The organism is Enterococcus mundtii (assembly GCF_002947535.1).
Classification (GTDB): Bacteria; Bacillota; Bacilli; order Lactobacillales; family Enterococcaceae; genus Enterococcus_B; species Enterococcus_B mundtii_B.
The window spans coordinates 53,630-77,378 of record NZ_PUAP01000026.1; the positions used below are offsets into that span (position 1 = coordinate 53,630).

Below are 23,749 nucleotides of genomic sequence, written 5' to 3' on the forward strand. Positions count from 1 at the left end.
ACAAAAATTAAAGAACGATTTTTGCGGATTCCACCTTATTTCTTGAGGCTCAGTACTTCTTGACCTCAGGGAAGTCATAAAACAAAAAATGTTTTCAAGATTCCCTATCTATTTTAGTTGGTGAAAAGGAACGATCGACCTCATGTGAGCCGGGTTCCTTTTCTGAATATATCAAGTATCATTGCTCGGTAGGAACGACTTCTTTCTATTTGAAAGATTACATGTCATTCTTGCCATGACAATTTTTGAATTTTTTGCCGCTGCCACATGGACATGGGTCATTCCGACCGACTTTGTTTACACTGACAGGCTGTGATTTCACATTCAATCGGCTGTTTTCTTTCGCGTCACCTTCTGTTGGTTGAACAGGTTGACCTTGAGATACTTGTTCACGTTGGACGTTTTGACGAATCTCAGCTTTCATGAAGATACGTGTTACTTCATATTCGATTGCACCGATCATGTCTTCAAACATTTTGTAGCCTTCTGTTTGGTATTCGACAAGCGGATTATTTTGTCCATAAGCACGTAGTCCGATCGATTGACGCAATTGATCCATTGCATCGATGTGGTCTGTCCATTTAGAATCGACAACACGTAAGATCACGACTTTTTCAAACTCAAGTAATTGCTCAGGGCCGTTTAGTTGAGCGGCTTTCGTATTAAAGATTTCTTGTGCTTTTTCATTTAAGTGTTCTTTGATTTGTTGTGGTGTCTTACCCTCTAGATCAGCAATCGAAATACTGTCTTCATGGACAAGTGTGCTACCAGCAAAGTCAACGATTCCTTCAAGGTTCCAGTTTTCTTTTTCAAGTTGCGTATGGGCATCCACTACTCGACTGATCGTGCGTTTGACCATATTCATCAATGGTTCAGACAAACTAGTTTCTTCCATGATCACATCTTGACGTTGTTTATAGATGACTTCACGTTGTTCACGCATCACATCATCGTATTGAAGAACGTTTTTACGTGTATCGTAGTTGTTTCCTTCTACACGTTTTTGCGCAGATTCAACTTGTTTCGACAACATTTTACTTTGGATCACTGCATCCTCTTCACCGATCTTCATACGTTCCAAGAAAGCTTTGATTCGTTCTGAACCGAATCGTTTCATCAAATCATCTTCAAGAGACAAGTAGAATTGTGACATCCCTGGATCTCCTTGACGACCTGCACGTCCACGTAACTGGTTATCGATACGTCTTGATTCGTGACGTTCTGTACCGATAACGGCTAATCCACCCAACTCACGAACACCTAGACCTAACTTGATATCCGTACCACGACCAGCCATGTTCGTTGCGATCGTGACTGCGCCTTTTTGACCAGCATTCATGATGATCTCGGCTTCTTTAAAGTGGTTTTTGGCATTCAGTACTTCATGTGGTACACGTTCTCGGTTCAATAAATCAGAAAGCAATTCAGACGTTTCAACAGCGACAGTACCTACAAGAACTGGTTGTCCTTTACGGTAACGATCTTTGATATCTTGAACGACTGCATTGAACTTGCTTGTCAATGTCGGATATAACAAATCTGGACGATCATCACGAATGACCGGACGATTTGTCGGGATTTGAATGACTTGGATGTTGTAGATTTCTCTAAACTCTTCTTCTTCTGTCTTCGCTGTCCCTGTCATACCAGATAATTTCTTGTACATACGGAAATAGTTTTGGAATGTGATCGATGCCATCGTTTTTGTTTCATCTTCGATCTCCACGCCTTCTTTGGCTTCGATCGCTTGGTGCAACCCATCAGAATAACGGCGTCCATCCATGATACGACCAGTAAATTGGTCGACGATCATTACTTTTCCGTCTTGGACCACATAGTCGATATCTAAAATCATGATATAGTTTGCGCGTAATGATTGATCGATATGATGCGTTAAAGCAGAGTTTTCGATATCATATAAGTTATCTAAACCGAAAGTTTCTTCTGCTTTTTCAATCCCTGCTTCAGTCAAGCTGATTGTTTTTGATTGGACATCGATTTTGTAATCTTCTTCTTCTTTCAATCGTTTAACGAAGTTATCTGCACGAGTATATAACGCAGTTGACTTTTCTGCTTGTCCAGAAATGATCAATGGCGTTCTTGCTTCATCGATCAAGATCGAATCGACTTCATCGACGATGGCATAGTTCAATGGACGTTGCACCATTTGATGACGATAAACGACCATGTTGTCTCTCAAATAGTCAAACCCTAGCTCATTGTTTGTACTATACGTAATATCACAATTGTAAGCTTCACGTTTTTCATCTGCTGATTTTGAATTGATATTCAAACCAACAGTCAAACCTAAGAAGTTGTATAACTCACCCATCTCATTGGAGTCACGAGTGGACAAGTATTCATTGACGGTAACAACGTGAACGCCTTCTCCTGTCAAAGCATTTAAATAAACAGGCATCGTAGCAGTCAAGGTTTTCCCTTCACCGGTACGCATCTCTGGAATATTCCCATCATGAAGGACGATCCCCCCCATCAACTGCACAGGGTAAGGGTACAATCCTAATACGCGTTTCGCTGCTTCACGAACCACTGCGAAAGCTTCTGGTAAAAGCTGATCTAATGTTTCCCCTTTTTTGTATCTTTCTTTGAATTCTGTTGTTTTTGCTTGTAATTGTTCATCTGTTAATGCTGCCATATCATCAGCATGAGCTTCGATTTTTTTTACAATACTTTCTAAACGTTTTAGTTCTTTCTTATCATTTTCGATAATCGAACGAATAAAATTGGCCATGCGTTGTTTAATCTCCTTTTATATAATATCCAAACTATGTAGACTCTGTTTCTTATTTTAGCATTAGTTGTGGATAAATGAAATAACTTAAGACAATTAAAGTGATATCTTCATAATTATTTCATATTCTTTTTTATCTACTCAATCCGAAAAAAAAGCTTGCAGTAGTCATTCGAGACCACTGCAAGTTTTTTTCATGTTATTATTTCGTTATTTATCAATCAGTTTCGATCAACCCATATTTGCCATCTTTACGACGGTAAACAATGCTTGTACCATTCGTTTCTGCATCTTCAAAGATGAAAAAGTTATGGCCTAACATATTCATTTGTAAAACAGCTTCTTCGCTGTCCATTGGTTTCAATGACAAACGTTTTGTGCGGACGATATCTAATTCAGACTCGTTTTCTTCTTCGTCTTCATTGTTGAACATAACCGCAGCATTTGCTGTATTCAAACCAGTTTCACGAGATTTACGATTGATTTTTGTTTTGAATTTGCGGATTTGACGTTCCAATTTATCAACAACCAAATCAATACTTGCATATAGATCTGGTGAAGTTTCTTCGGCACGTAATACGAGATAAGGTAATGGAATCGTAACTTCCACTTTTGCTGTTTTTTCAGTATAAACTTTTAAATTCACATGCGCCGTAGCATCGGGAGCATCGCTGAAATAACGTTCTAATTTTCCTACTTTTTTCTCAACGTAGTCACGAATCGCTTCAGTTACTTCGATATTTTCGCCGCGTACATTATATCTAAACATAAAAACTACCCCTTTCATCTACCACAATCAAGAAGGAGAAGGACCACTCTTTCCCTCTTCTTATTTCTATTATATCGAACTCGTAAGCATTTGCAAACTAAATCGCTGTCATTTTACTACTGTTTCTATAAAAAGCTTATCTGGCAAGTGAGAACGTCTGTACTTTATTAGGTGACTGTGGCAATAGGCATCTCGCTGCATGGAACATCGTTTGACCCGTCGTATAAACATCATCGATCAGCAAGATATTTTTCCCTTTGATTTTAGTGGTAGATGGCTGATAAACAAATGGTTGTGATGTAGACAAACGTTGCGTTCTTGTTTTCTTGGCTTGTGGTGTATGATGTTTTTCTCTGATCAGCAATTCTTGAAAAGGAAGCCCTGCAGCTCTCAATAGTTCACTCACTTGGTTGAATCCTCTTTCGTTGATCCTTTCTGTAGACAATGGGATTGGACAAAAAACAAACGATTTGTACTGTTTTCGCAATTCTTGCAACTCTACGCTAAAGGTATGCGCCAACTGGATATCACCCATGAATTTATACTGTTTGAGCCAAGTTTGGAACGCTTGATCATAATGGAAGAACGCACGATGACAAAAAGGATAGTCAGGGTAACGCGTTTGCCAACTCAAACAATCTCGGCAATAGTCATGCTGATCGACAGCCTGTTTATTCACTACTTTTTGGCATCCCTCGCACTGATAGCTACTCTCCTGTTGTATTCGTTGGAATAAACATTGACACTCCTGGCAACATCTCGCGATTTTTTTCAGTCCAAGCAATTCGCCAATTGTTATATTTCTACTAAATGTTTTCTTACAGTATACGCATTTCATCTCGTTGCTCTTTTCCTTTTTTATTCATTTGTTTGATTTCTTTACACGCTTTTGCGATGGCAGGTGTCTTTTCTTCATAGAAAAAATAGACCTGACTATTCGTGAATCCTCCCTTTCGATCGGCACGCCCTGCGATTTGGACTAGTGAAGATTTGCTGAAGACTGGATGGTCGGCGCCTAAAACAATGACGGAGATCCGTTCAAATGTTACCCCACGCTCTAAGATCATCGTGGTCAAAAAGACATCGTATTGTTGCTCTCTCATATTTTGGACTTTTCTACTACGTGCTTCATCTTTAGAAGAGGCGGATGTCATACGACAAGACAGTTGTTTTTTTAATTGTTTTTCCAATTGTTCCATTAAGGAGATACTCGGGCAAAATAATAGCACATGGTTTTCTTTGACTAACTCTTGGATCAAACAACGCAATCGTTGATTTTTTTGCGGGTGCAAAGAGCGAATTGCCCACTGATTCCAAAAAAGCAGTTTTGGTTCCGGCAATAATCGTTGATGAAAGCGTAAAGCCAATTGATGGACAGTCATTGTTGTTCGCTGTTTTTTCAATAGTTGGTCATTTGGTGTCGCGCTTAAATAAATCAATTTGCCATTTCTTTGTAGCGCTGTTTTCGCTGCATAAGCTAATCCTTGATCCCCCACAAATGGAAAAGCATCGACTTCATCTACTACTAAAAGAGCAAATGCGCGGTAAAAACGATACAACTGATGCGTCGTACAAATCACTAAAGGACCAGAACGATAAGGTTCTTCTGCTTTCCCATGAAGCAAGCGAATCGTTTCTTCTGGGAAGACCTTCCTTAGTCGCAGGTATAATTCCTGACAAACATCGATCCTTGGTGAGGCGATAGCAACTCTCCCACCTTTAGCTAAGGTAGCGCGGATACTGGCGTAAAGCATCTCCGTCTTGCCTGAACCTGTAACTGCCCAAACCAAATGCTCACCAGATCGTTCACATAGATCATCCGAAATTTGCTGTTGTAATGTTGTCAGCTGACCTTCCCAACAGTCATTTACATGACGTTTCTTCCCATTTGGTTGTTCGAATAAGTAGAGCTGTTGTTGTGTATCGCAACGCCCTAATAACAAACAGTGGGGACAGTAATAGCTAGCTTCATTGATTTTCGCTTCTTGCAATGGAGTTGTTTGACTGCAACGATTGCAGTAAAGCATCTTCTTTTTTATCGTGACTGCATCGACCACTTCATAGTTCAATTTTTTATAATACTGTTCATTCCCAGATACTTCTCTAGTTAACAAGCGTCTCCCATAAAAATCCTCTGCTTGCATGTGCGCTTCTCTCCCTTCGTAAAATAGATACGACAAAAAAGGAATATCACATGCAAAATAAATCGTATTTGATCAAATTAGAAAAATAGCCAGTATACGAACCAGCTAGCTCTAAGATGTTAATGGAAAACAAAAAAAGTATGAAACTGAATCAGCGTGCCATTTCTTTTACAGAAACTTCCGGACTCAGATCATACTGATATATGTAGCTAGAGCTAAATTTGGACTTGAATCGAGTGATCCAATCAACAGATGAAAAGTAGTTATTCGTCAAACAACCAACTGGATTTGACTAATTGATTGAATACAATAAATTCTTTTTCTAAATTGATGACCACTACTTCATAGCCAGCATTGATCCAGCCATAGGCTCCTTTTTCAGGATGTTTATAATCGTTCGCCCACCAATCCGTACTTTCTCGTGCAGAACGGGGCAAGGCACTACTTGGGAAAAGCAACTCATCGATTTGAGTAAATGTCAGCGTGATTTGAGAGCCACCATTTGTTTTTAAATAATGAGTGATGGCATCATATTTTTTGACTCGTTCTTTCATGTTACGCACCTCACTTTTCTTTATTATCCCACATTCCTTTCGTTAAGCAACTATTAACATAATTGTCATGCAGAAAAAAATTCTCTATACTTGAAAAGAGACGAGAACAAACAAATGAAAGTAGTGAAACAGATGTTAGAACGTTATTACACGATCAAAGAAGATGGTCAAAGTGAGCTTGAAATAAAAAAATCACGTTTTATCTGCTCACTAAAACGAGTAGACTCCGAAGAAGAAGCAAAACGATTTATCCAAGAAACAAAAAAAGAACATTGGAAAGCCAATCATAATTGTAGTGCCTTCGTGATTGGTGAAAAAAATGAGATCCAACGAAGCAGTGATGACGGTGAACCGAGTGGAACTGCTGGTGTACCGATGTTAGAAGTCATCAAAAAAAATGAACTGATCAATGTGGCTGCTGTTGTCACTCGCTATTTTGGCGGGATCAAATTAGGCGCGGGAGGCTTGATTCGTGCGTATGCGCACTCAGTTTCCCACGCATTACAAGAAATCGGCATCGTTGAAGGGACATTGCAACAAGAACTATCGATTCATATTACCTATCCCCAACTAGGAAAAATAGAAAACTTCTTGGCACTTCAACAGGTGAATGTGAAAGAAATCCGCTATACAGAGAAAGTTATTGTTGTTTGTATGATCAATGAAAAAGAAGTCAGCGCTTTTCAAGAGGCGATCATTGAACTTTTGAGCGGTCAAGTAACATTTACTGAAGGAGCTGTTTCTTATCATGAACAACTCATTCAAGCAAGAGAGTGAGTCGAATGGTATAGAAAAGACCAGAGAATAGAAAATGGCATAACTGCCTCCTATTCTCTGGTCTATTTGTTCCATACGAACGATCATCTTTCTAAATAAAACTCAAAACGATCACCAACGTATTGGGTACGTACATATTCAAAAGGTGTGCCATCTTCAAAATAAGAAATCTGTCTTAAACGTAAAACGGCATCTCCTCGCTTGACCTCCAAATATTCAGCAATTTTTTCTGATGCCAAGACTGCTGAAATTGTTTGTTTCGCCGCACCAATCTTGTTCCCTCTTTTTTCTTCAAGTGTTCGGTACAGTGACTCCGTGATTTCCGCCTTGCTGTATCCATCGATGATTTTTTGCGGAATACTCGCAATCTCAAAACAAATCGGGATATCATCGGCAAAACGAATACGTTCCATTCGTAAGATGGTGTCATCTTTTTTTAGTTGCAATTTCTCCATCTCACTTGAACTTGGTGAAGTGAGGAAATAAGAGATCGTTCGACTGGATGGCACACGATTTTGTGATTCCATGATTTCAGTAAAACTGGTAGCACCAGACATTTTTTCTTGGACCTTTTCTCGTGCAACGTAAGTGCCAGAACCGATTTTTCTTTCAAGGATTCCTTCATCTGCTAAATTTTGGATTGCTTGTCTTAAAGTCATTCGACTAACATTGAACTTGATGGCTAATTCTCTTTCTGAAGGAAGACGATCTCCGATTTTCCAGACGCCTTGTTCGATTTCACTTTTGATTTGATCGTGAATTTGTATATATACCGGTAATTGATTCGACATAACATCTACCCGTCCTTTCATTTCTATTTTATTATAACTGGTATATACCTAATTCTCAACAAAAAAGAGCCCACCATTCTTTTCGTGCCACTGTCTAGCCATCCGATACGATAGCATTTGGAAAGAGATCTGTGATCATTCACTCTTATTCAATGAGTACTTAAAGTAACAAGCCTTCACTATTCTTGCACATAAACGATAAAATCAAAAAGGCTTTCTTGTTCAATTTTATTCAACGAATCATTGATTCAATGTTTTCATTGCCGTTGCCATCATCAAACGGATTCGATTCAATTGATTGACTACGGAAGCCCCTGGATCATAATCGATTGCGGTAATATTGGCTTTTGGGTAACGATAACGCAGCTCTTTGAATACCCCTTTTCCTACGACATGATTCGGTAGACAGCCAAATGGTTGCATACAAACAATATTGGGCACATCATGTTTCAACAATTCAATCATCTCACCGGTTAAAAACCAGCCTTCGCCAGTCTGATTGCCAATCGATAAAATCTGGCTGGCTTCATCTGCTAATTGATTGATCGGTGTGATTCCATCAAATCTTTGTGATTTCCTTAGTGTTTTATCCATTGGCTTTACAACCTGTTCAATCAAACGAATAAGAAATTGCGCGACCCATTTGCTTTTTTTCGAATGACCTAAATGTTCATATTTCCAGATTTGGTTGTATATCGAATAATTCATAAAGCCCATGATATCAGGAACGACGACTTCGGCACCTTCCTCTTCTAATAAACGGACAATATCATTATTAGCTGTAGGTGAATACTTGACTAAAATCTCTCCAACAATACCTACTTTAGGTTTGGTTTGATTCGTTAGCGGGACCGTATCAAAATCATGGATGATTTTTGCCATATTTCGGTTGAAGTGTGTCAAAGATCCATTTTTGACATTGCGTTCCACTCGTTCAAGCCAGCGATGGTGCATTTCATCAATCATTCCTTTTTCTATCTCGTACGGTCGAGTGCGGTAAACGACTCGTTCAAAAAGATCGCCATATAAAAAAGCAACAGCTAAACGTTTCAACAAAGGCAATGTGAACGTAAAGCCAGGAGAAGATTCCACCCCTTGATTGCCGAAAGACACAGAAACTACGGGTATCTGTGGGAAGCCAGCTTCATCAAGCGCCTTGCGAAGTAGTGGGATATAATTGGTCGCTCGGCACCCCCCTCCCGTTTGGGTCATCATCACACTGGTATGATTCAAGTCATATGTTCCACTTTCCAACGCCTCGACTATTTGCCCAATCGAAATGATTGCCGGATAGCACGCGTCATTGTTGACGTACTTCAACCCAACATCAACGGCACTGCCACTTTCACTTGGCAAACAAACAACTTGATATCCTGAGGATTTTAGAGCAACATCAACTAAACCAGATTGATGGATAGGACTTAACATCGGCAACAACAAGGTATGTGTTTTCTTCATTTCTTTGGTAAAAATAATTTTATCTGGTTCAAGAAATTGTTTCGTTGGGCGAAAATGTTGTTTGGTTCGTGCATTGACCGCAGCTTTTAATGAGCGCAAGCGTATCCTGATGGCACCTAAATTTGCGCCTTCATCAATTTTCAAAACTGTGTATAACTTGCCATATTGCGCCATGATCTCTTCTACCTGATCCGTCGTCACTGCATCGATCCCACACCCGAAAGAGTTCAGTTGTACCAGCTCCAACTCCTTAGATTTGGCAATGACTCGGGCGGCGGCATATAACCTTGATTGATAGACCCATTGATTCACTACTCGTAATTGCCCAACATCTCCTAGATGAGCGATGCTATCTTCTGTCAAGACATGGAAACCCTCTTGTGTGATCAACTCTGCAATCCCATGGTTGATTTCCGGATCTAGATGGTAAGGGCGACCTGCGAGGACGATGCCACGTTCATTGTTCTGATGTAGCATCCTCAAGGTTTCTTCTCCTTTTTGCTGAATCTCTTTTTTAAAATCCGCTAATGCTTCATATCCTTGGTGTAAGGCTTCTTTTATTTGATCTTCGGAAAATCCATAGTCAGAAAATGTTTGGTGTAACGCCTTTGCGACGGATGCTTCGTTCGCTAGGTTCAAAAATGGCTGGCGGTAATCGATCCGTCCTTCTCGAATCGCATCGACATTATTTTTGATGACATCTGGATAACTTTGAACGATAGGGCAATTAAAATGATTGTCAGCTTGATTGTTCTCCTTCTGCTCAAAGATCACGCCAGGATAAAAGATACAGGAAACACCAGCATCGATCAGTGATTGGATATGGCCATGTACGAGCTTTGCTGGATAGCAGACGGTATCACTTGGAATCGTGTCGATTCCTTGTTCATAGATTTCCTTACTCGATCGAGGGGATAAGACTACTCGAAAGCCTAAAGTACGAAAGAAAGTCTGCCATAATGGAAAGTTTTCATACATATTCAACACTCTGGGAATGCCGATTTCACCGTTGACAGCTTCTGTTTTTCGTAATGAACGGTAACGGAATAATTGTCGAGTTTTTTCAGCCACTAAATTGATTTTCTTATCGGCTTTTTTGATTTTGATCTGCGCCCCGCGTTCACAACGGTTACCAGAAATCAGTTTCCGACCATCAGAAAATAAAGTGACTGTCAGCAGACAATTGTTCTCACACAACCCACAGTGGGTCAATTCTTTTTCTGTCGTCAACTGAGACAATTCTTCAAAGGAGAGTAGTTCACTTCGTTCCCCTTTTTGATATTCTTCCAAAGCAATCAAAGAAGCGCCATAGGCACCCATCAATCCTGAGATAGAGGGACGAACAACTTCTCGTCCACTGATTTTTTCAAATGCTCGCAAGACGGCATCGTTGTAAAAGGTCCCACCTTGACACACGATTTTATTGCCTAAATCTTCTGGTTTTCTGATTTTGATCACTTTGTAAATCGCATTTTTGATCACAGAATAAGACAAACCAGCCGAGATGTCCCCAACAGAAGCTCCTTCTTTTTGTACTTGCTTGACCTTTGAATTCATGAAGACCGTACATCTGGAACCTAAGTCCACTGGCTTGTTAGCTGAAATAGCAGCCACCGCAAAATCTTGGATTTCATAACCTAATGACTTGGCAAACGTTTCGATAAACGAACCACAACCTGAAGAACAGGCTTCGTTCAATTGGATCGAGGACAATGCACCGTCCTTGATCGTCATTGCCTTCATGTCTTGTCCGCCAATGTCTAAAATAAAATCGACACCTGGTTGAAAAAAATTCGCTGCTTTATAATGCGCCATCGTTTCAACTTCGCCAATATCGATTTTCAACGCACTCTTGATCAACGCTTCCCCATAGCCAGTCACTACCGCTTTACCGATAAAGCAGTCTTTAGGCATTTGCTGATACATATTTTTCAATACGTTGATGGTTGTTTCTAAAGGCTGTCCTTCATTGTTTCCATAAAATGAGAATAATAGCTCCCCTGATTGATTGATCAAAGTGACTTTCGTCGTCGTCGAACCAGCATCAATTCCTAGAAAAGCAACTCCTTGATGGGTAGCTAGAGCGCGTTCTTTCACCTTCGTTTTTTCGTGTCGGCTGCGAAAATCAGCTAACTCTTGATCGTTCTGAAAAAGCGGTGCTAAAGAACGAGAATGATGAAGCATCTCCTGATCTTGGTTTTTCAACTTCAGGATTAGTTCACTGAGTATCTTTTCCTCTGAATCTTTTGCGTGATACGCTGCCCCTAATGCCACGAATAGTTGCGGATTTTCTGGAAAAATCACTTCTTCTGCCGAAAGACCAAGGGTTTCAATAAAGCGCTGGCGCAATTCAGACATAAAGTAAAGTGGGCCCCCTAAAAAGGCGACCTTTCCTTTGATCTTTCTGCCTGCTGCTAAACCAGCGATTGTTTGGTTGACGACTGCTTGGAAAATACTAGCAGCGATATCGGCTTTAGCCGCTCCTTCATTGATCAGTGGCTGTACATCCGTTTTAGCGAATACACCACAGCGAGAAGCAATTGGATAAAGCTGTTGATAATCTTTGGCTAGTTCATTCAAACCATTGGCATCGGTTTTCAATAGTGCTGCCATCTGATCAATAAACGCGCCAGTCCCTCCCGCACAGCTACCATTCATCCGTTGTTCCAAAGAAGAACCAAAAAAGGTGATTTTAGCATCTTCCCCTCCTAATTCAATGGCTACATCTGTTTCGGGAATCCTTTCTTCGATTGTTTTTGTACATGCAATCACTTCTTGGATAAAAGGCAATTGTAGATGTTCCGCTAAGCCCATACCGCCAGAACCAGTGATCGCAAAAGCAATCGCCTGATCTTGTAAGGTTGTTTTTGCTTCTTCTAATATGTTGATGGTTGCTTTTCTGATATCTGCATAATGTCGTTCGTATTTAGCAAAAAGAGTTTCGCCATGTGTATCAAGAATCACTAATTTTACTGTCGTTGAACCTACATCGATACCTCCGTACATTTTCATCGTCTCGCCACCTTCTTAAAAAAGACGCTTTGTTGAACATTGAACAAACCGTCTGTTATACTACATATATCTATTCTAAAACGTTTTATAGCTATTGCAATAAGCAATCATCGCCAGTTTGTGAGATAAACAACAATATCGAACGATTTGTCGACCAAAAGTGAGGAGATTTTTTATGAAGAAGAAAAACGATCTTCGAGTGAAGCGTACCAACAAAATGATTATTGAAGCGTTCTTACGTTTACTAGAAACAAAAAGTATGGAGCAGATCACGATCCAAGAAATCGCCGATGAAGCAATGATCAATCGTGCGACTTTTTATGCTCATTTCAAAGATAAACAAGATCTCTATGAGCATTTATTCCACATCGCTATCCAGACATTTACCTCGATCTTAGATTTGGAACCATTGATGGAAGGCAATAAATTGAAGTTGAAACGGGTCAACCGTGCCTTAACTCAAATCTATCAATTGATTGCTGACAACAAAGCCATGTTTATAACGACCTTAGACGGTACTTCGATCGAATTTTTCAGGCAAAAGTTAAAAATTTTCTTATCTGAAAAATACGCAACTATCTTTGATCGTTTAAAAATCACAGAGAACGAACTAGAGGTACCGATCGACTTTATCACAGAATACATAACTGCCATTTTCACTGGTACTTTACATTGGTGGGTCACCAGTAATACCGAGATGACCCCAAAACAATTGGCCACTTTGGTCATTAAATTAGTGGGCAATGGTCACTTGACCGTCTTAGGGATCGAGATTGAAAAATAACAAAAGCTCTGAAGATCACAAGATTATGTGAACTTCAGAGCTTTTGTTATTCTTAACGATTTTTGGACAACCATTTTTTGGTATGGTTCGTTGGACGTTTCGCTTTGATTTGGACAAATTTTTCTGATTTTTTCGGTACATGGATCTCTACATTGTACTTCTCCGATTTGATCATATCGTAAATTTTTTCTGCTGTTTCATCTACTTTTTGTTTCCACTTCATCAGTGCCGCCTCCTTTTTTTCTTCTTACATCTACTCTAGCCTATAATAGGAAAATCAGCAAGAAACAAGGTGTTTTATACAAAAAAAAGAGTGATCTGCAACTGATCACTCTAGTAACTGGGGTAGCTGGATTCGAACCAACGCATGAGGGAGTCAAAGTCCCTTGCCTTACCGCTTGGCTATACCCCAATGAAATGGAGGAGAGTGGATTCGAACCACTGAACCCTAAGGAACGGATTTACAGTCCGTCGCGTTTAGCCACTTCGCTACTCCTCCGAAAGGTTTGTATCAACCTGACTTAGTTATAATACCTAATTTTCCAAGTGATTGCAACCCTTTATTGAAAATTTTTTTGATATTTTTTTATTCGTGTAAATTCCAATGACGAATCACTGTTTCTATCGCATTTTCAAGACTTTTTTCTTTGCCAAAGTCTTCTTCTCCCAAGAAAATCTCAAATTCTTTTGGTCCATACGCTAGAATTTCACCAATCATTTTTTTACCAATAAATAACTGTGTTACATCATATGTGTTCCCTTTGATCGTTTTTTTGATCTCTTCGGTACGCACTTCAATATCTTTATTCTTTTTTGACATTATTTCCCACCTCCCCAATAGTTTATCACATTTGACGGCAGAAAACATTCACTGTGTGCCTTCTAATTGATAATTTATTTTCCTGCTTCTTGTTGCGCTAGATAATTTGCTGCTGCCCCTATCAGGTTCGCATCATTGCGATACTCACACAGTGTGATCAACGGATCAAAATCATTCAACCCAAAATGACTCGTCAATTTTTTCATCCGTTGGTTGATTTCTGTCAATAATCCCTCTTTCGCAGAAATTCCGCCTCCTAATACGATCACTTCTGGATCAAATGAAAATTGGATACTAAATAAGCCTTTTGTTAAATAATCATAAAAAGATTCAACTTCTTCTTGTGCGATCGAGTCGCCATTTTCTGCAAATTCAAAGACTTCTTTTCCACTGAAGGTATTTTTATCTAGTCCTTTTCGCTCACAGTACCGCCACGCCATTTGGACTGCCGTTCCTAATGTACTGAATGTATGCTCCCCATTAAGAAACATCAAGCCAAATTCTCCGCCATAAAGATGCGCGCCTTTATTCAATTCACCATTAGTGAACATCGCGCCACCCACGCCTGTGCCAATCACCACAAAAGCAACATTTTGATAGCCACGAGCAGCACCTTCATAAAACTCAGCCATTCCCGCACAATTCGCATCATTTTCCATAGCGACTGGCAGACCAAACAATTCCTCTAATTCAGAATAAATATCGAAGCCATGGATATAAGGGATCGCGCTAATGCCTTCAATCACTTGTCGTTGACTATTCACCACACCCGGGGCACTAAAAGCAACCCCACTGATAGTTACTTCTTGCGATAATTGTTGGAATACCGATAATAATTGCGCTTTCATTTCTTCCCATGTAGTTGGTGTCGTGAATTGACCTTTATGTGATAGTGTTTCTTGCTCCCAATAACCATATTTGACAGCTGAACCGCCAAAGTCGAATGCTAAAATCCCCATGTTTATTTGTTCCTCCTCAATAGTAATTCATCATTTTTTATGAAACGCTTTCTTTTCGTTCTATATTTCTTTGGCTAAGGTTACTTGATCTCTAAGAAGTATCCCCTCTTCATAGATTGGTTCTGCGTAATTATTGATAAAGTAGTCCTTTTCTCTTGATACTTCTTGAAATCCTTTTTTCTGATAAAGATGTAACGCTGGATTCGTAATACTTCCTGTACGAATCAATATTTTTGTTGGTTGCTTGCATTCTTTGCTCAACCGTTCGAGTGCATGATCAATCAGCTTGCTACCGATTCCTTTCCCTTGATGGGCATCAGCAACAGAAACATTCATGATTTCACATTCTGTTTCTCTGATCTCATAAACAAGCACACCGATCACTTCATCCTGTTCTTTCCAAATAAAACCATCACCGTTCGTTACATAAGCAAGAACTTTCTCTCGGTCAGGATCTGCTTCTAATAGTAATTCCCACGGCAAGTCATTTTTGCTCAATTGTTGAAACATACTATGCTCCTATCTGATAAAATCAATGACTCTTTCTTATATATTTTTTATAGTCTGGCATCGTCTTATCTTCTTTGTTACGCGTCAAGCGAAAGTTCCGAGGAACATAATCGATACCGCCTTTCACAAATGGGTGGCAACGAAAGATACGTGCTGTTCCCATCAGTGTTCCTTTGAGCGCGCCATGCACTTGGATGGCTTGGATCATATAATTGGAACAAGTTGGATAATACCGACAACTTGGCGGAAACGCAGGTGAAATAAAACGTTGGTATCCACGGACTAAATAAATCAAAAATTTTTTCATGCTTTCATCTCCATAAAAAAGAGGATTGGTCATACATCCACTTGCCATCCCCTATAACCCGATAAACGGTGTTCTAAAAGCAACTCCTACAGAAATAAGCGCCAAAGTCCAAAAATATGAAAAGCTATTTTCGGATTTTGGCGCTTATTTCTCGGAGCTGTACGCTTTTGCCACAACCTCTTTTTATCTTATCTGTTACCTAGTGTACATACTTAACTAAAGAAATCGAAGATATGCAACCATAAGCTCGGTTGAAAGACCTTGAAGGGACTTCCACCGCCAATCAAACCATATCCGATCATTGTTCCGATGATGAATAATAGGAGTACAAGTAAAATGACAGCTAAAATTTTTACCAAACTTATCAAAATATAGCGTGGATTCGTCATCTCTCGTCACATCCTTAAGCGATTGTTTGTGGTGTTTTTTCGATTGGTGTTTCTTCTACGTTTACACGTTCCACATCTGCACCTAATTGTTGCAATTTAATATGGAAATTATAATAGCCACGATCTAAATATTTTAGGTTACGAACGCGTGTGATTCCATTTGCTTTCAAACCAGCTAATACGAGCGCTGCTGCTGCTCTTAGATCTGTTGCATAAACTTCGGCACCTTGTAATTCGTGATTACCATCCATGATCGCAATATTGCCATCGATTTTTACATGTGCATTCATTCTGCGCATTTCTTCTAGATGTTGGAAACGGTTCTCAAAGACTGTTTCAGTCACAACACTTGTACCTTCTGCAACCAACTGGATAGCAGTCATTTGTGCTTGCATATCCGTTGGGAAACCAGGGTGTGGCATTGTTTTTACATCTGTTGGTAAAATATGTTTTGGTCCGATGACACGAACGCCACCGTCTTCTTCAGTAATCTTTGCACCCATTTCGATCAATTTAGAGATCAATGGACGATTATGCTCAGAAATCGCATCAGCGATCAATAGATTGCCTTCAGTCATTGCTGCTGCTACCATGAAAGTACCAGCTTCAATACGGTCTTGGACGATTGAATGATTGACTGCATGCAAATGATCAACGCCTTCGATACGCATCGTTTCTGTACCAGCGCCATAAACATTCGCACCCATTTTATTTAAGATATTCGCTAAATCAACGATTTCAGGTTCACGTGCGACGTTTTCAATGATCGTCGTGCCTTTTGCTTTGACAGCAGCCATCATGATATTTTGTGTCGCACCAACACTTGGAAAATCTAAATAGATCGTATTTCCAATCAATTCATCGGCGATTGCTTCGATATAACCATTCTTTTGAATGATTTTTGCACCCAATGCTTGAAACCCTTTTAGATGTAGATCGATCGGACGTTTTCCAATCGCGCATCCACCGGGCATTGCAACTTTTGCATGACCATTTCTAGCCAATAATGGTCCCATCACAACGATTGAGGCACGCATTTGGCTTACGTATTCATAAGGTGCTTCAATTTCTAATTCTCTCGATGCATCAAGTGTCACACGATTATTCTCTTCGTCAAACGCTACATCTACGTTCAAATGACGGATCACTTGATTCATAGTGAACACGTCAGAAAGAATTGGCACATTATCTAAAACGGTCGTTCCTTCTTCAGCCAATAAACTTGCGGCTAAAATCGGCAATACCGCATTCTTTGCTCCTTCAATCTTTACTGTTCCTTTTAATTGATTGCCACCTTTTACGATGATCTCTTCCATGTTGTTCCCCCCAAAAAAATCCGTTGAGTATACATTCGCTCAAAATCTTTTTTATTATATCACTTCTTGTTTTAAAATAGTACCTTTTTTTAAAATTATAGGCTGACGAAAAGATTTCGACATAGCGCAATGATCTCTAAGAAAAAACTGCTCGCTGTATACCCTAAAAAAATTGAAAAAAGGACAATTGCCATTCTAATTTGTGTCGTATGCATTGAACGAAAAAAAGCGTCAACGCGTAAAGAACGCAAAGACCAAAAGGCTAAGTAAATAAATGCCAAATGACTAACGATCCGAATGATTGCATCAATACCATATACTTGCATCATTACGCCCTTTCTAACAAATGTTTTTGATAACTAACACACTGATGATACCATAAATTTTATAAAAGTAGAAATTATTGGTTGTAAAAATGATAAATCTCTGTAATTTTCTTGACAAACTCTGAAAAATGGATGAAAAATATCATTTCTTTACACCAAAAAAATAAATTTTATCCTGACATCGAATGAATGCTAACGAAGAGGTACTTCATTAATGGAAAAAAATCGCAACATTGTAATATGGTATACTAAATCTATGACCTTATTCGTTAAAGGATGTGATTTGTTGAAGAGTCTCATTTTAGCTTCACTTGGTTATACGCCCCTTGTTTATTCGAGGATCAATAAAAAATTAGCTATCAATTTGTCCAAAAAAGAGATTGAGACATTTATCTATTCTGCTATCTCGGCACCACATGCTACTATTGAGAAAAAAGGGAAAAATTTTTATATTTATAATATAGAAGTTTCTGTACGAATAACCGTTAACTCGACTACCTATCGTGTTATTACGGTGGATCGTTTATAAAAAAAGAAGGGATTGAGAAACACAGGAGGATGCATCAGCACCCATAAGTGTTTGGCTCAATCTCTTCTTTTTGGAGTTGTTCTCCTATTTGATCGTCAATTACTGGTCATTTACAGTAATTACTTATGCTTCGATACATTGATACGGTTCACTGCTCGGTGTAACGCAACAGTTGCCCGTTTCAGTTCATTCTTATCTTCTTTTTGTTTGGCTTCTTCGATTTGGCGTTCAGCACGTTGTTTTGCACGTTCTGCCCGAGTGACGTCGATATCTCGTTCACGTTCCGCACTATCTGCGACGATTGAAACTAAGTTATCGCGAACTTCCATGATGCCGCCGTTCACAGCGATCCAGTCAACGTGTGTATCTGAATCTGTCCGCTTCACACGAACTTCATCGATTGTTAAAGGCACGATGATGGGCGCATGTTGCGGTAAAATACCTAGTTCGCCGGCAGTAGTTCGTGCAACAACGATTGCCGCATGGTGATCATAAACTAAACCATCGGGAGTAACCACATTAACAGTTAAATATTGATCCATGGGGCACCCCTTTCTAGTAGCCTAGTTTTTTCGCTTTTTCGACAACGTCTTCGATTCGGCCGACACTGCGGAATGCTTCTTCAGGAAGGTCATCGTATTTACCTTCAAGAATCTCACGGAAGCCTTTGACAGTTTCTTCAACTGGTACATAAGAACCTGGAAGACCTGTGAATTGTTCAGCTACATTGAAGTTTTGTGATAAGAAGAATTGGATTCGACGAGCGCGTGAAACCAATATTTTTTCTTGATCTGATAATTCATCCATCCCTAAAATAGCGATGATGTCTTGCAATTCACGGTAACGTTGTAATACATGTTGTACTTCAGTCGCTACTTTGTAGTGTTCTTCTCCTACGATTTCAGGAGATAACGCACTTGATGAAGAAGCAAGTGGGTCAACGGCTGGATAGATCCCTTGTTCGGTCAATTTACGTTCCAAGTTTGTCGTTGCATCTAAATGGGCAAATGTCGTTGCTGGCGCTGGGTCAGTGTAGTCATCCGCTGGTACGTAGATTGCTTGGATCGAAGTGATCGAACCTTTTTTCGTTGAAGTGATCCGTTCTTGTAGTTGTCCCATTTCAGTCGCTAAGGTTGGTTGATAACCAACCGCTGATGGCATACGTCCTAGTAAGGCAGATACTTCTGAACCTGCTTGGGTGAAACGGAAAATATTATCAATAAATAAGAGCACGTCTTGTCCTTCAACATCACGGAAATATTCCGCAATCGTCAAACCAGTAAGTGCAACACGCATACGGGCACCTGGTGGCTCATTCATTTGTCCAAACACCATCGCTGTTTTTTCGATTACGCCTGAATCTTTCATTTCGTAATACAGATCGTTCCCCTCACGGGTACGTTCACCAACACCGGTAAACACTGAGATCCCACCATGTTCTTGGGCGATATTATGGATCAATTCTTGGATCAGTACGGTTTTACCAACACCGGCACCCCCAAACAATCCAACTTTCCCACCTTTTAAATAAGGTGCTAATAAGTCAATGACTTTGATCCCAGTTTCAAGAATCTCTGTACTTGTGCTTAATTCATCAAAATTTGGTGCTTTCTTGTGGATCTCGCTTCTTTGAGCATCCTCTGGAAATGGTGCTTCTAAATCAATTGTTTCACCTAACACGTTGAACACACGACCTAATGTTTCTGTTCCAACTGGTACAGAGATCGCTTTACTTGTGTCGATGACTTCCATTCCACGTTGTAGTCCATCCGTCGATTCCATTGCGATCGTACGGATGACACCATCACCTAATTCTAACGCTGCTTCAAGAACAACTTTTGATTTTTGCTCATCATTTTTATAAACAACTAATGCGTTGTTGATATCTGGTAAGGATTGGTCTAAAGAAAATTCCACGTCGACAACGGGACCGATTACTTGAACAATCTTGCCTGAACTCATCTTTTTTCCTCCAATCTCCTTGCTATTCTAGTGCCGATGCTCCGGCAACAATTTCGGTAATTTCTTGGGTGATCGCCCCTTGTCTTGCACGGTTATAAGAAACCGTCAGATCATCGATGATGTTCGCAGCATTATCTGTTGCGGTTTTCATTGCAGTCATACCCGCGGCATGTTCTGCCGTTTTCGCATCAACGATCGCGCCATAAATCAAACTTTCGGCATATTGCGGCAACAATTGAGTCAAGATTTCTTCTTTTGAAGGTTCAAAAATATATTCTTGCTCAAAGCTTTTCGCTTCTCCCGGGTCTAAATCTGAAATAGGCAACATTTTTTCTACACGAAATTGACTAGTCAATGAATTGATATGATGGTTATAACATACATACAATTCGTCAAATACTTCATTTTGATACATGGTCGTTGCCATGTTCACGATTTTACGAACCTCATCAAAGCTAGGTTGATCAGACAAATTGCGCAGTTCATACGCTAAGTTGATGTCACGAGCTTTAAAGAAATCCGCTCCGGTACCACCAATGGCGATCATGACATATTCATCTGGTGATTGATGGTCTTCTTCCAAGATGGACATGGTTTGTTTCAATATAGAACTATTGTAGCCACCGACTAACCCACCATCAGCTGTGATCACGATATAACCGGTTTTTTTAACAGGTCGACTGATCAGCATACTATTATAATTGACATCTCCTCTCGGATTAGCCGAAGCAATGTCAGTTAATTGTGTCGCTGTTAAATGCGTAACGATTTCTCTCACCTTATTGGCATAAATCTGGAACTTCTGTGAAGAAGCTTCAGATTTTGTCAATTTAGAGGCTGAGACCATTTGCATGGCACGAGTGATTTGGCTCGTTTTCTTCGTTGACGCGATTCGTGTCTTGATTTCATTTAATGAAGCGCCCATTCATCTCACCTCACTATGCATTTTGAATGGATTTCAATTTGTCTTCTGTTGAAGAATTATTTCCTTTTGTTGCCATAAAGATATCTTTGTACTCTTGAATTGCTTGGTTCAACGCTTCTTCTTCAGGAAGATCTTTCGTTGTACGGATCGTTTCAAAGAGATCTGCATGATTCGTCTCAAGATATTCAAATAACTCATGTTCAAAATCTAAGATGCTATCTACAGGGATACTGTCTAAGTAACCGTGTGTCAATGCATATAAGATGACTACTTGTTTTTCCACTGCAAGAGGTGCATGTAATTTTTGCTTCAAGATTTCTACTGTACGACGACCACGATTCAATTTCGCTTGTGTCGCCGCATCTAAATCAGAACCAAATTGCGTAAATGCTTCTAATTCACGGTAACTCGCTAAGTCTAGACGCAATGTTCCGGCAACTTTTTTCATTGCTTTGATCTGTGCTGAACCACCAACACGAGAAACTGATAACCCTGCATCTACGGCTGGACGAGTTCCTGCATAGAACAAATCACTTTCTAAGAAGATTTGTCCATCAGTGATCGAAATGACGTTTGTTGGAATATAAGCAGAGATATCTCCAGCTTGTGTTTCAACAAATGGTAAAGCAGTCATTGACCCTCCACCTAGATCATCACTTAATTTTGCTGCACGTTCTAACAAACGTGAGTGCAAGTAGAAAACATCCCCTGGATAGGCTTCGCGGCCTGGTGGTCGACGAAGTAATAAAGAAAGCTCACGATAGGCAACAGCTTGTTTTGATAGATCATCAAAAATGATCAATACATGTTTGCCGTTATACATGAATTCTTCACCCATAGCTGTTCCAGCATAAGGTGCGATGTATAGCAATGGTGCAGGTTGAGAAGCTCCCGCATTGACTACGATCGTATAATCCATTGCGCCATATTTTTTCAATGTTTCTACTTGTGTACGTACAGTTGAATCTTTTTGTCCAATGGCTACATAGATACAAATCATATCTTGACCTTTTTGGTTGATGATCGTATCGATTGCAATCGATGTTTTCCCTGTTTTACGGTCACCGATGACTAATTCACGTTGTCCACGTCCGATCGGTACTAACGCATCGATCGCTTTCAACCCTGTTTGCATTGGTTCATTGACTGATTTACGTTGCATAACACCAGGTGCCATCGCTTCGACTGGACGTGTTTTGTCCGTCACGATTTCTCCTAGTCCATCAATGGGTTGTCCTAAAGGATTGACGACACGTCCGATCATTGCGTCCCCTACTGGTACTTCCATGATCTTTCCTGTGCGTTTTACTTTATCCCCTTCACGAATGGATTCAAAATCACCTAAGATTATGATTCCGACATCATTTGATTCCAAGTTTTGTGCCATACCATATGAACCGTTTGAAAATTCAAGTAGTTCACCACTCATGGCATTTTCAAGTCCATGCGCACGTGCGATTCCGTCACCAACATAAGTGACTGTACCGATTTCTTCGACTGAAAGCACGTTTTCATAATGTTCAATTTGTTCTTTAATCAAGGCACTAATTTCTTCTGCTTTGATAGCCATTCGATTCACCTACCTCTTTGTACTATCTATTTAATTGATTACGCAATTTTTCCAACTGCGTCCGAATGCTTCCGTCAATCACTTGATGATCTGCTTCTACAATTGCTCCACCAATGATCGTAGAATCAACTTGTTGTTTCAATTCGACCGTTTGGTAGTTCATTGTTTTAGCGACATTTTCTTCAAGTCTAGTCAATTGTTCCGCTGAAAGTGGGACTGCTGTAGTCACACTTCCTAGTAACAAACCATTGTTTTCATTGTAACGATGTTCATACTCGTCGATCATCAAAGGTAGATCGTTCATCCGATTGTACATGAACACAACTTCTAAAAAGTTTTTCACGATTCCTTGATAACCACTGACTAATTTGTCCATGATCAATCGCTTTTCATGCGGTTCCAACCGAACATCACTAAGGATATTCCCTAATTCAGGAACATCAGTATAGATTTTACGTAGACTAAGAAGTTCTTGGTAAATTTCTTCCGTATTATTTGAATCGATCGCCAGTTCAAATAATGCTTTTCCGTAACGTCTACCTACGGTATATTTATCTAGTTTCATTTGACGAACCTAGACCTTCGATATATTGATTGATTAAAGATTCGTGCATTTCTGGAGATAATTCTTTGTTCAAGATTTTTTCCGCGATTTGAAGAGAAAGTTCAGCTACATCGTCTTTGACTGAGTTCAATGCAGTATCACGTTCCATCGTGATATCCGCTTGCGCTTTATTTTTTAGACGAGCAACTTCTTCTTGCGTCTCCTTCAAAATATTTTGGCGGCTTAATTCTCCACTTTCTTTCGCATGTTTGATGATATCCGCAGCATCAGAGCGAGAAGCCAACAATTGTTGTTCACGTTCTTGTTCTAATTTTGCTGATTTGATGCGAGATTGTTCTGCAGAATCTAAATCATTGGCGATCTTATCTTCACGTTTTTTCAAAATATCGCTGATCGGTCCCCACGCAAAGTGTTTTAATAGGACCATTAATATCAAAAATGAGCCGCTGACAACGATGATATTACCTAACATCGGATTGCCAACTTCTGCAATTGCCAATTGATTCAGCATAGGTTAGCCTTCCTTTCTC

24 protein-coding genes and 2 tRNA genes are annotated in these 23,749 nt (G+C 39.8%); 3 read left to right on the forward strand and 23 right to left on the reverse strand.

Features of this window, described 5'->3' with window-relative positions; genetic code table 11:
• Positions 1–217 precede the first annotated feature (217 nt).
• The 5 genes from secA to CUS89_RS08140 form a co-directional block, all read right to left on the reverse strand.
• Complete coding sequence (gene secA, locus CUS89_RS08120; RefSeq protein WP_104871731.1) at positions 218–2,752, reverse strand: preprotein translocase subunit SecA; 2,535 nt, start codon at positions 2,750–2,752, stop codon at positions 218–220.
• Positions 2,753–2,969: 217 nt separating this feature from the next.
• Positions 2,970–3,521, reverse strand: coding sequence for a ribosome hibernation-promoting factor, HPF/YfiA family (hpf, locus tag CUS89_RS08125; protein WP_010734910.1), 552 nt, complete (start codon positions 3,519–3,521; stop codon positions 2,970–2,972).
• A 136-nt stretch (positions 3,522–3,657) separates the two neighbouring features.
• Positions 3,658–4,200: a ComF family protein gene (locus CUS89_RS08130; RefSeq protein WP_258082405.1), complete on the reverse strand. Its 543-nt coding sequence runs from the start codon at positions 4,198–4,200 to the stop codon at positions 3,658–3,660.
• 139 nt (positions 4,201–4,339) lie between these two features.
• The gene (locus CUS89_RS08135; RefSeq protein ID WP_104871733.1) at positions 4,340–5,665 is read right to left on the reverse strand and encodes a DEAD/DEAH box helicase; all 1,326 of its coding nucleotides are present in this window, start codon (positions 5,663–5,665) and stop codon (positions 4,340–4,342) included.
• Between the two features lie 263 nt (positions 5,666–5,928).
• Positions 5,929–6,219: a DUF7662 domain-containing protein gene (locus CUS89_RS08140; RefSeq protein ID WP_010734907.1), complete on the reverse strand. Its 291-nt coding sequence runs from the start codon at positions 6,217–6,219 to the stop codon at positions 5,929–5,931.
• 132 nt (positions 6,220–6,351) lie between these two features.
• Between CUS89_RS08140 and CUS89_RS08145 the strand changes: the two genes are divergently transcribed.
• Entirely contained in the window at positions 6,352–6,996 is a 645-nt protein-coding gene (locus CUS89_RS08145; protein ID WP_104871798.1) for a YigZ family protein, read from the forward strand.
• A gap of 83 nt (positions 6,997–7,079) precedes the next feature.
• Here CUS89_RS08145 and CUS89_RS08150 read toward each other — a convergent pair whose 3' ends face one another.
• Together CUS89_RS08150 and CUS89_RS08155 are read right to left on the reverse strand one after the other, a co-directional pair.
• Positions 7,080–7,787 carry a GntR family transcriptional regulator gene (locus tag CUS89_RS08150; RefSeq protein ID WP_010734905.1) on the reverse strand — a complete coding sequence of 236 codons (708 nt, stop codon included), beginning with the start codon at positions 7,785–7,787 and terminating at the stop codon, positions 7,080–7,082.
• Positions 7,788–8,027: 240 nt separating this feature from the next.
• Positions 8,028–12,257 (reverse strand): 2-hydroxyacyl-CoA dehydratase, encoded by a 4,230-nt coding sequence (locus CUS89_RS08155; protein ID WP_104871734.1) that lies wholly within the window; start codon positions 12,255–12,257, stop codon positions 8,028–8,030.
• A 175-nt stretch (positions 12,258–12,432) separates the two neighbouring features.
• Between CUS89_RS08155 and CUS89_RS08160 the strand changes: the two genes are divergently transcribed.
• Positions 12,433–13,041, forward strand: coding sequence for a TetR/AcrR family transcriptional regulator (locus CUS89_RS08160; RefSeq protein WP_104871735.1), 609 nt, complete (start codon positions 12,433–12,435; stop codon positions 13,039–13,041).
• Positions 13,042–13,093: 52 nt separating this feature from the next.
• Here CUS89_RS08160 and CUS89_RS16090 read toward each other — a convergent pair whose 3' ends face one another.
• The 10 genes from CUS89_RS16090 to CUS89_RS08205 all read right to left on the reverse strand — a co-directional run bounded on the left by CUS89_RS16090 (position 13,094) and on the right by CUS89_RS08205 (position 17,668).
• Positions 13,094–13,264 carry a hypothetical protein gene (locus CUS89_RS16090; RefSeq protein WP_010734900.1) on the reverse strand — a complete coding sequence of 57 codons (171 nt, stop codon included), beginning with the start codon at positions 13,262–13,264 and terminating at the stop codon, positions 13,094–13,096.
• Positions 13,265–13,381: 117 nt separating this feature from the next.
• Positions 13,382–13,453, reverse strand: a tRNA-Gln gene (locus CUS89_RS08165).
• Positions 13,454–13,459: 6 nt separating this feature from the next.
• Positions 13,460–13,540 (reverse strand) — tRNA-Tyr (locus tag CUS89_RS08170).
• Positions 13,541–13,627: 87 nt separating this feature from the next.
• Positions 13,628–13,861 (reverse strand): DUF2969 domain-containing protein, encoded by a 234-nt coding sequence (locus tag CUS89_RS08175; RefSeq protein WP_071866749.1) that lies wholly within the window; start codon positions 13,859–13,861, stop codon positions 13,628–13,630.
• Between the two features lie 74 nt (positions 13,862–13,935).
• On the reverse strand, positions 13,936–14,820 hold the full coding sequence (locus tag CUS89_RS08180) for an ROK family protein (RefSeq protein ID WP_104871736.1): 885 nt from the start codon (positions 14,818–14,820) through the stop codon (positions 13,936–13,938).
• 60 nt (positions 14,821–14,880) lie between these two features.
• Positions 14,881–15,330: a GNAT family N-acetyltransferase gene (locus tag CUS89_RS08185; RefSeq protein ID WP_104871737.1), complete on the reverse strand. Its 450-nt coding sequence runs from the start codon at positions 15,328–15,330 to the stop codon at positions 14,881–14,883.
• A gap of 22 nt (positions 15,331–15,352) precedes the next feature.
• Positions 15,353–15,637, reverse strand: coding sequence for a membrane protein insertion efficiency factor YidD (gene yidD, locus CUS89_RS08190; protein WP_074799562.1), 285 nt, complete (start codon positions 15,635–15,637; stop codon positions 15,353–15,355).
• A 212-nt stretch (positions 15,638–15,849) separates the two neighbouring features.
• Positions 15,850–16,026, reverse strand: a complete 177-nt coding sequence (locus CUS89_RS08195; protein ID WP_080693132.1) for a DNA-directed RNA polymerase subunit beta — start codon at positions 16,024–16,026, stop codon at positions 15,850–15,852.
• 14 nt (positions 16,027–16,040) lie between these two features.
• Positions 16,041–17,342, reverse strand: a complete 1,302-nt coding sequence (gene murA / locus CUS89_RS08200) for a UDP-N-acetylglucosamine 1-carboxyvinyltransferase (protein WP_104871738.1) — start codon at positions 17,340–17,342, stop codon at positions 16,041–16,043.
• A 95-nt stretch (positions 17,343–17,437) separates the two neighbouring features.
• Positions 17,438–17,668, reverse strand: a complete 231-nt coding sequence (locus tag CUS89_RS08205; RefSeq protein ID WP_029594144.1) for a DUF1146 family protein — start codon at positions 17,666–17,668, stop codon at positions 17,438–17,440.
• 286 nt (positions 17,669–17,954) lie between these two features.
• Between CUS89_RS08205 and CUS89_RS08210 the strand changes: the two genes are divergently transcribed.
• Positions 17,955–18,197, forward strand: a complete 243-nt coding sequence (locus CUS89_RS08210; RefSeq protein ID WP_104871799.1) for a DUF3781 domain-containing protein — start codon at positions 17,955–17,957, stop codon at positions 18,195–18,197.
• 119 nt (positions 18,198–18,316) lie between these two features.
• Here CUS89_RS08210 and CUS89_RS08215 read toward each other — a convergent pair whose 3' ends face one another.
• Genes CUS89_RS08215 through atpF form a run of 6 tightly spaced genes read right to left on the reverse strand, consistent with a single transcriptional unit; the run spans position 18,317 to position 23,730 of the window.
• Entirely contained in the window at positions 18,317–18,739 is a 423-nt protein-coding gene (locus tag CUS89_RS08215) for a F0F1 ATP synthase subunit epsilon (RefSeq protein WP_010734892.1), read from the reverse strand.
• A 13-nt stretch (positions 18,740–18,752) separates the two neighbouring features.
• Positions 18,753–20,159 (reverse strand): F0F1 ATP synthase subunit beta, encoded by a 1,407-nt coding sequence (gene atpD / locus CUS89_RS08220; protein ID WP_010734891.1) that lies wholly within the window; start codon positions 20,157–20,159, stop codon positions 18,753–18,755.
• Between the two features lie 22 nt (positions 20,160–20,181).
• On the reverse strand, positions 20,182–21,084 hold the full coding sequence (locus CUS89_RS08225; protein WP_010734890.1) for a F0F1 ATP synthase subunit gamma: 903 nt from the start codon (positions 21,082–21,084) through the stop codon (positions 20,182–20,184).
• A gap of 13 nt (positions 21,085–21,097) precedes the next feature.
• Positions 21,098–22,654: a F0F1 ATP synthase subunit alpha gene (gene atpA / locus CUS89_RS08230; protein ID WP_010734889.1), complete on the reverse strand. Its 1,557-nt coding sequence runs from the start codon at positions 22,652–22,654 to the stop codon at positions 21,098–21,100.
• A gap of 22 nt (positions 22,655–22,676) precedes the next feature.
• Positions 22,677–23,219, reverse strand: coding sequence for an ATP synthase F1 subunit delta (gene atpH, locus CUS89_RS08235; RefSeq protein ID WP_104871739.1), 543 nt, complete (start codon positions 23,217–23,219; stop codon positions 22,677–22,679).
• On the reverse strand, positions 23,206–23,730 hold the full coding sequence (gene atpF, locus CUS89_RS08240) for a F0F1 ATP synthase subunit B (protein ID WP_104871740.1): 525 nt from the start codon (positions 23,728–23,730) through the stop codon (positions 23,206–23,208). The genes atpH and atpF overlap by 14 nt, the downstream gene beginning before the upstream one ends.
• Positions 23,731–23,749 lie beyond the last annotated feature (19 nt).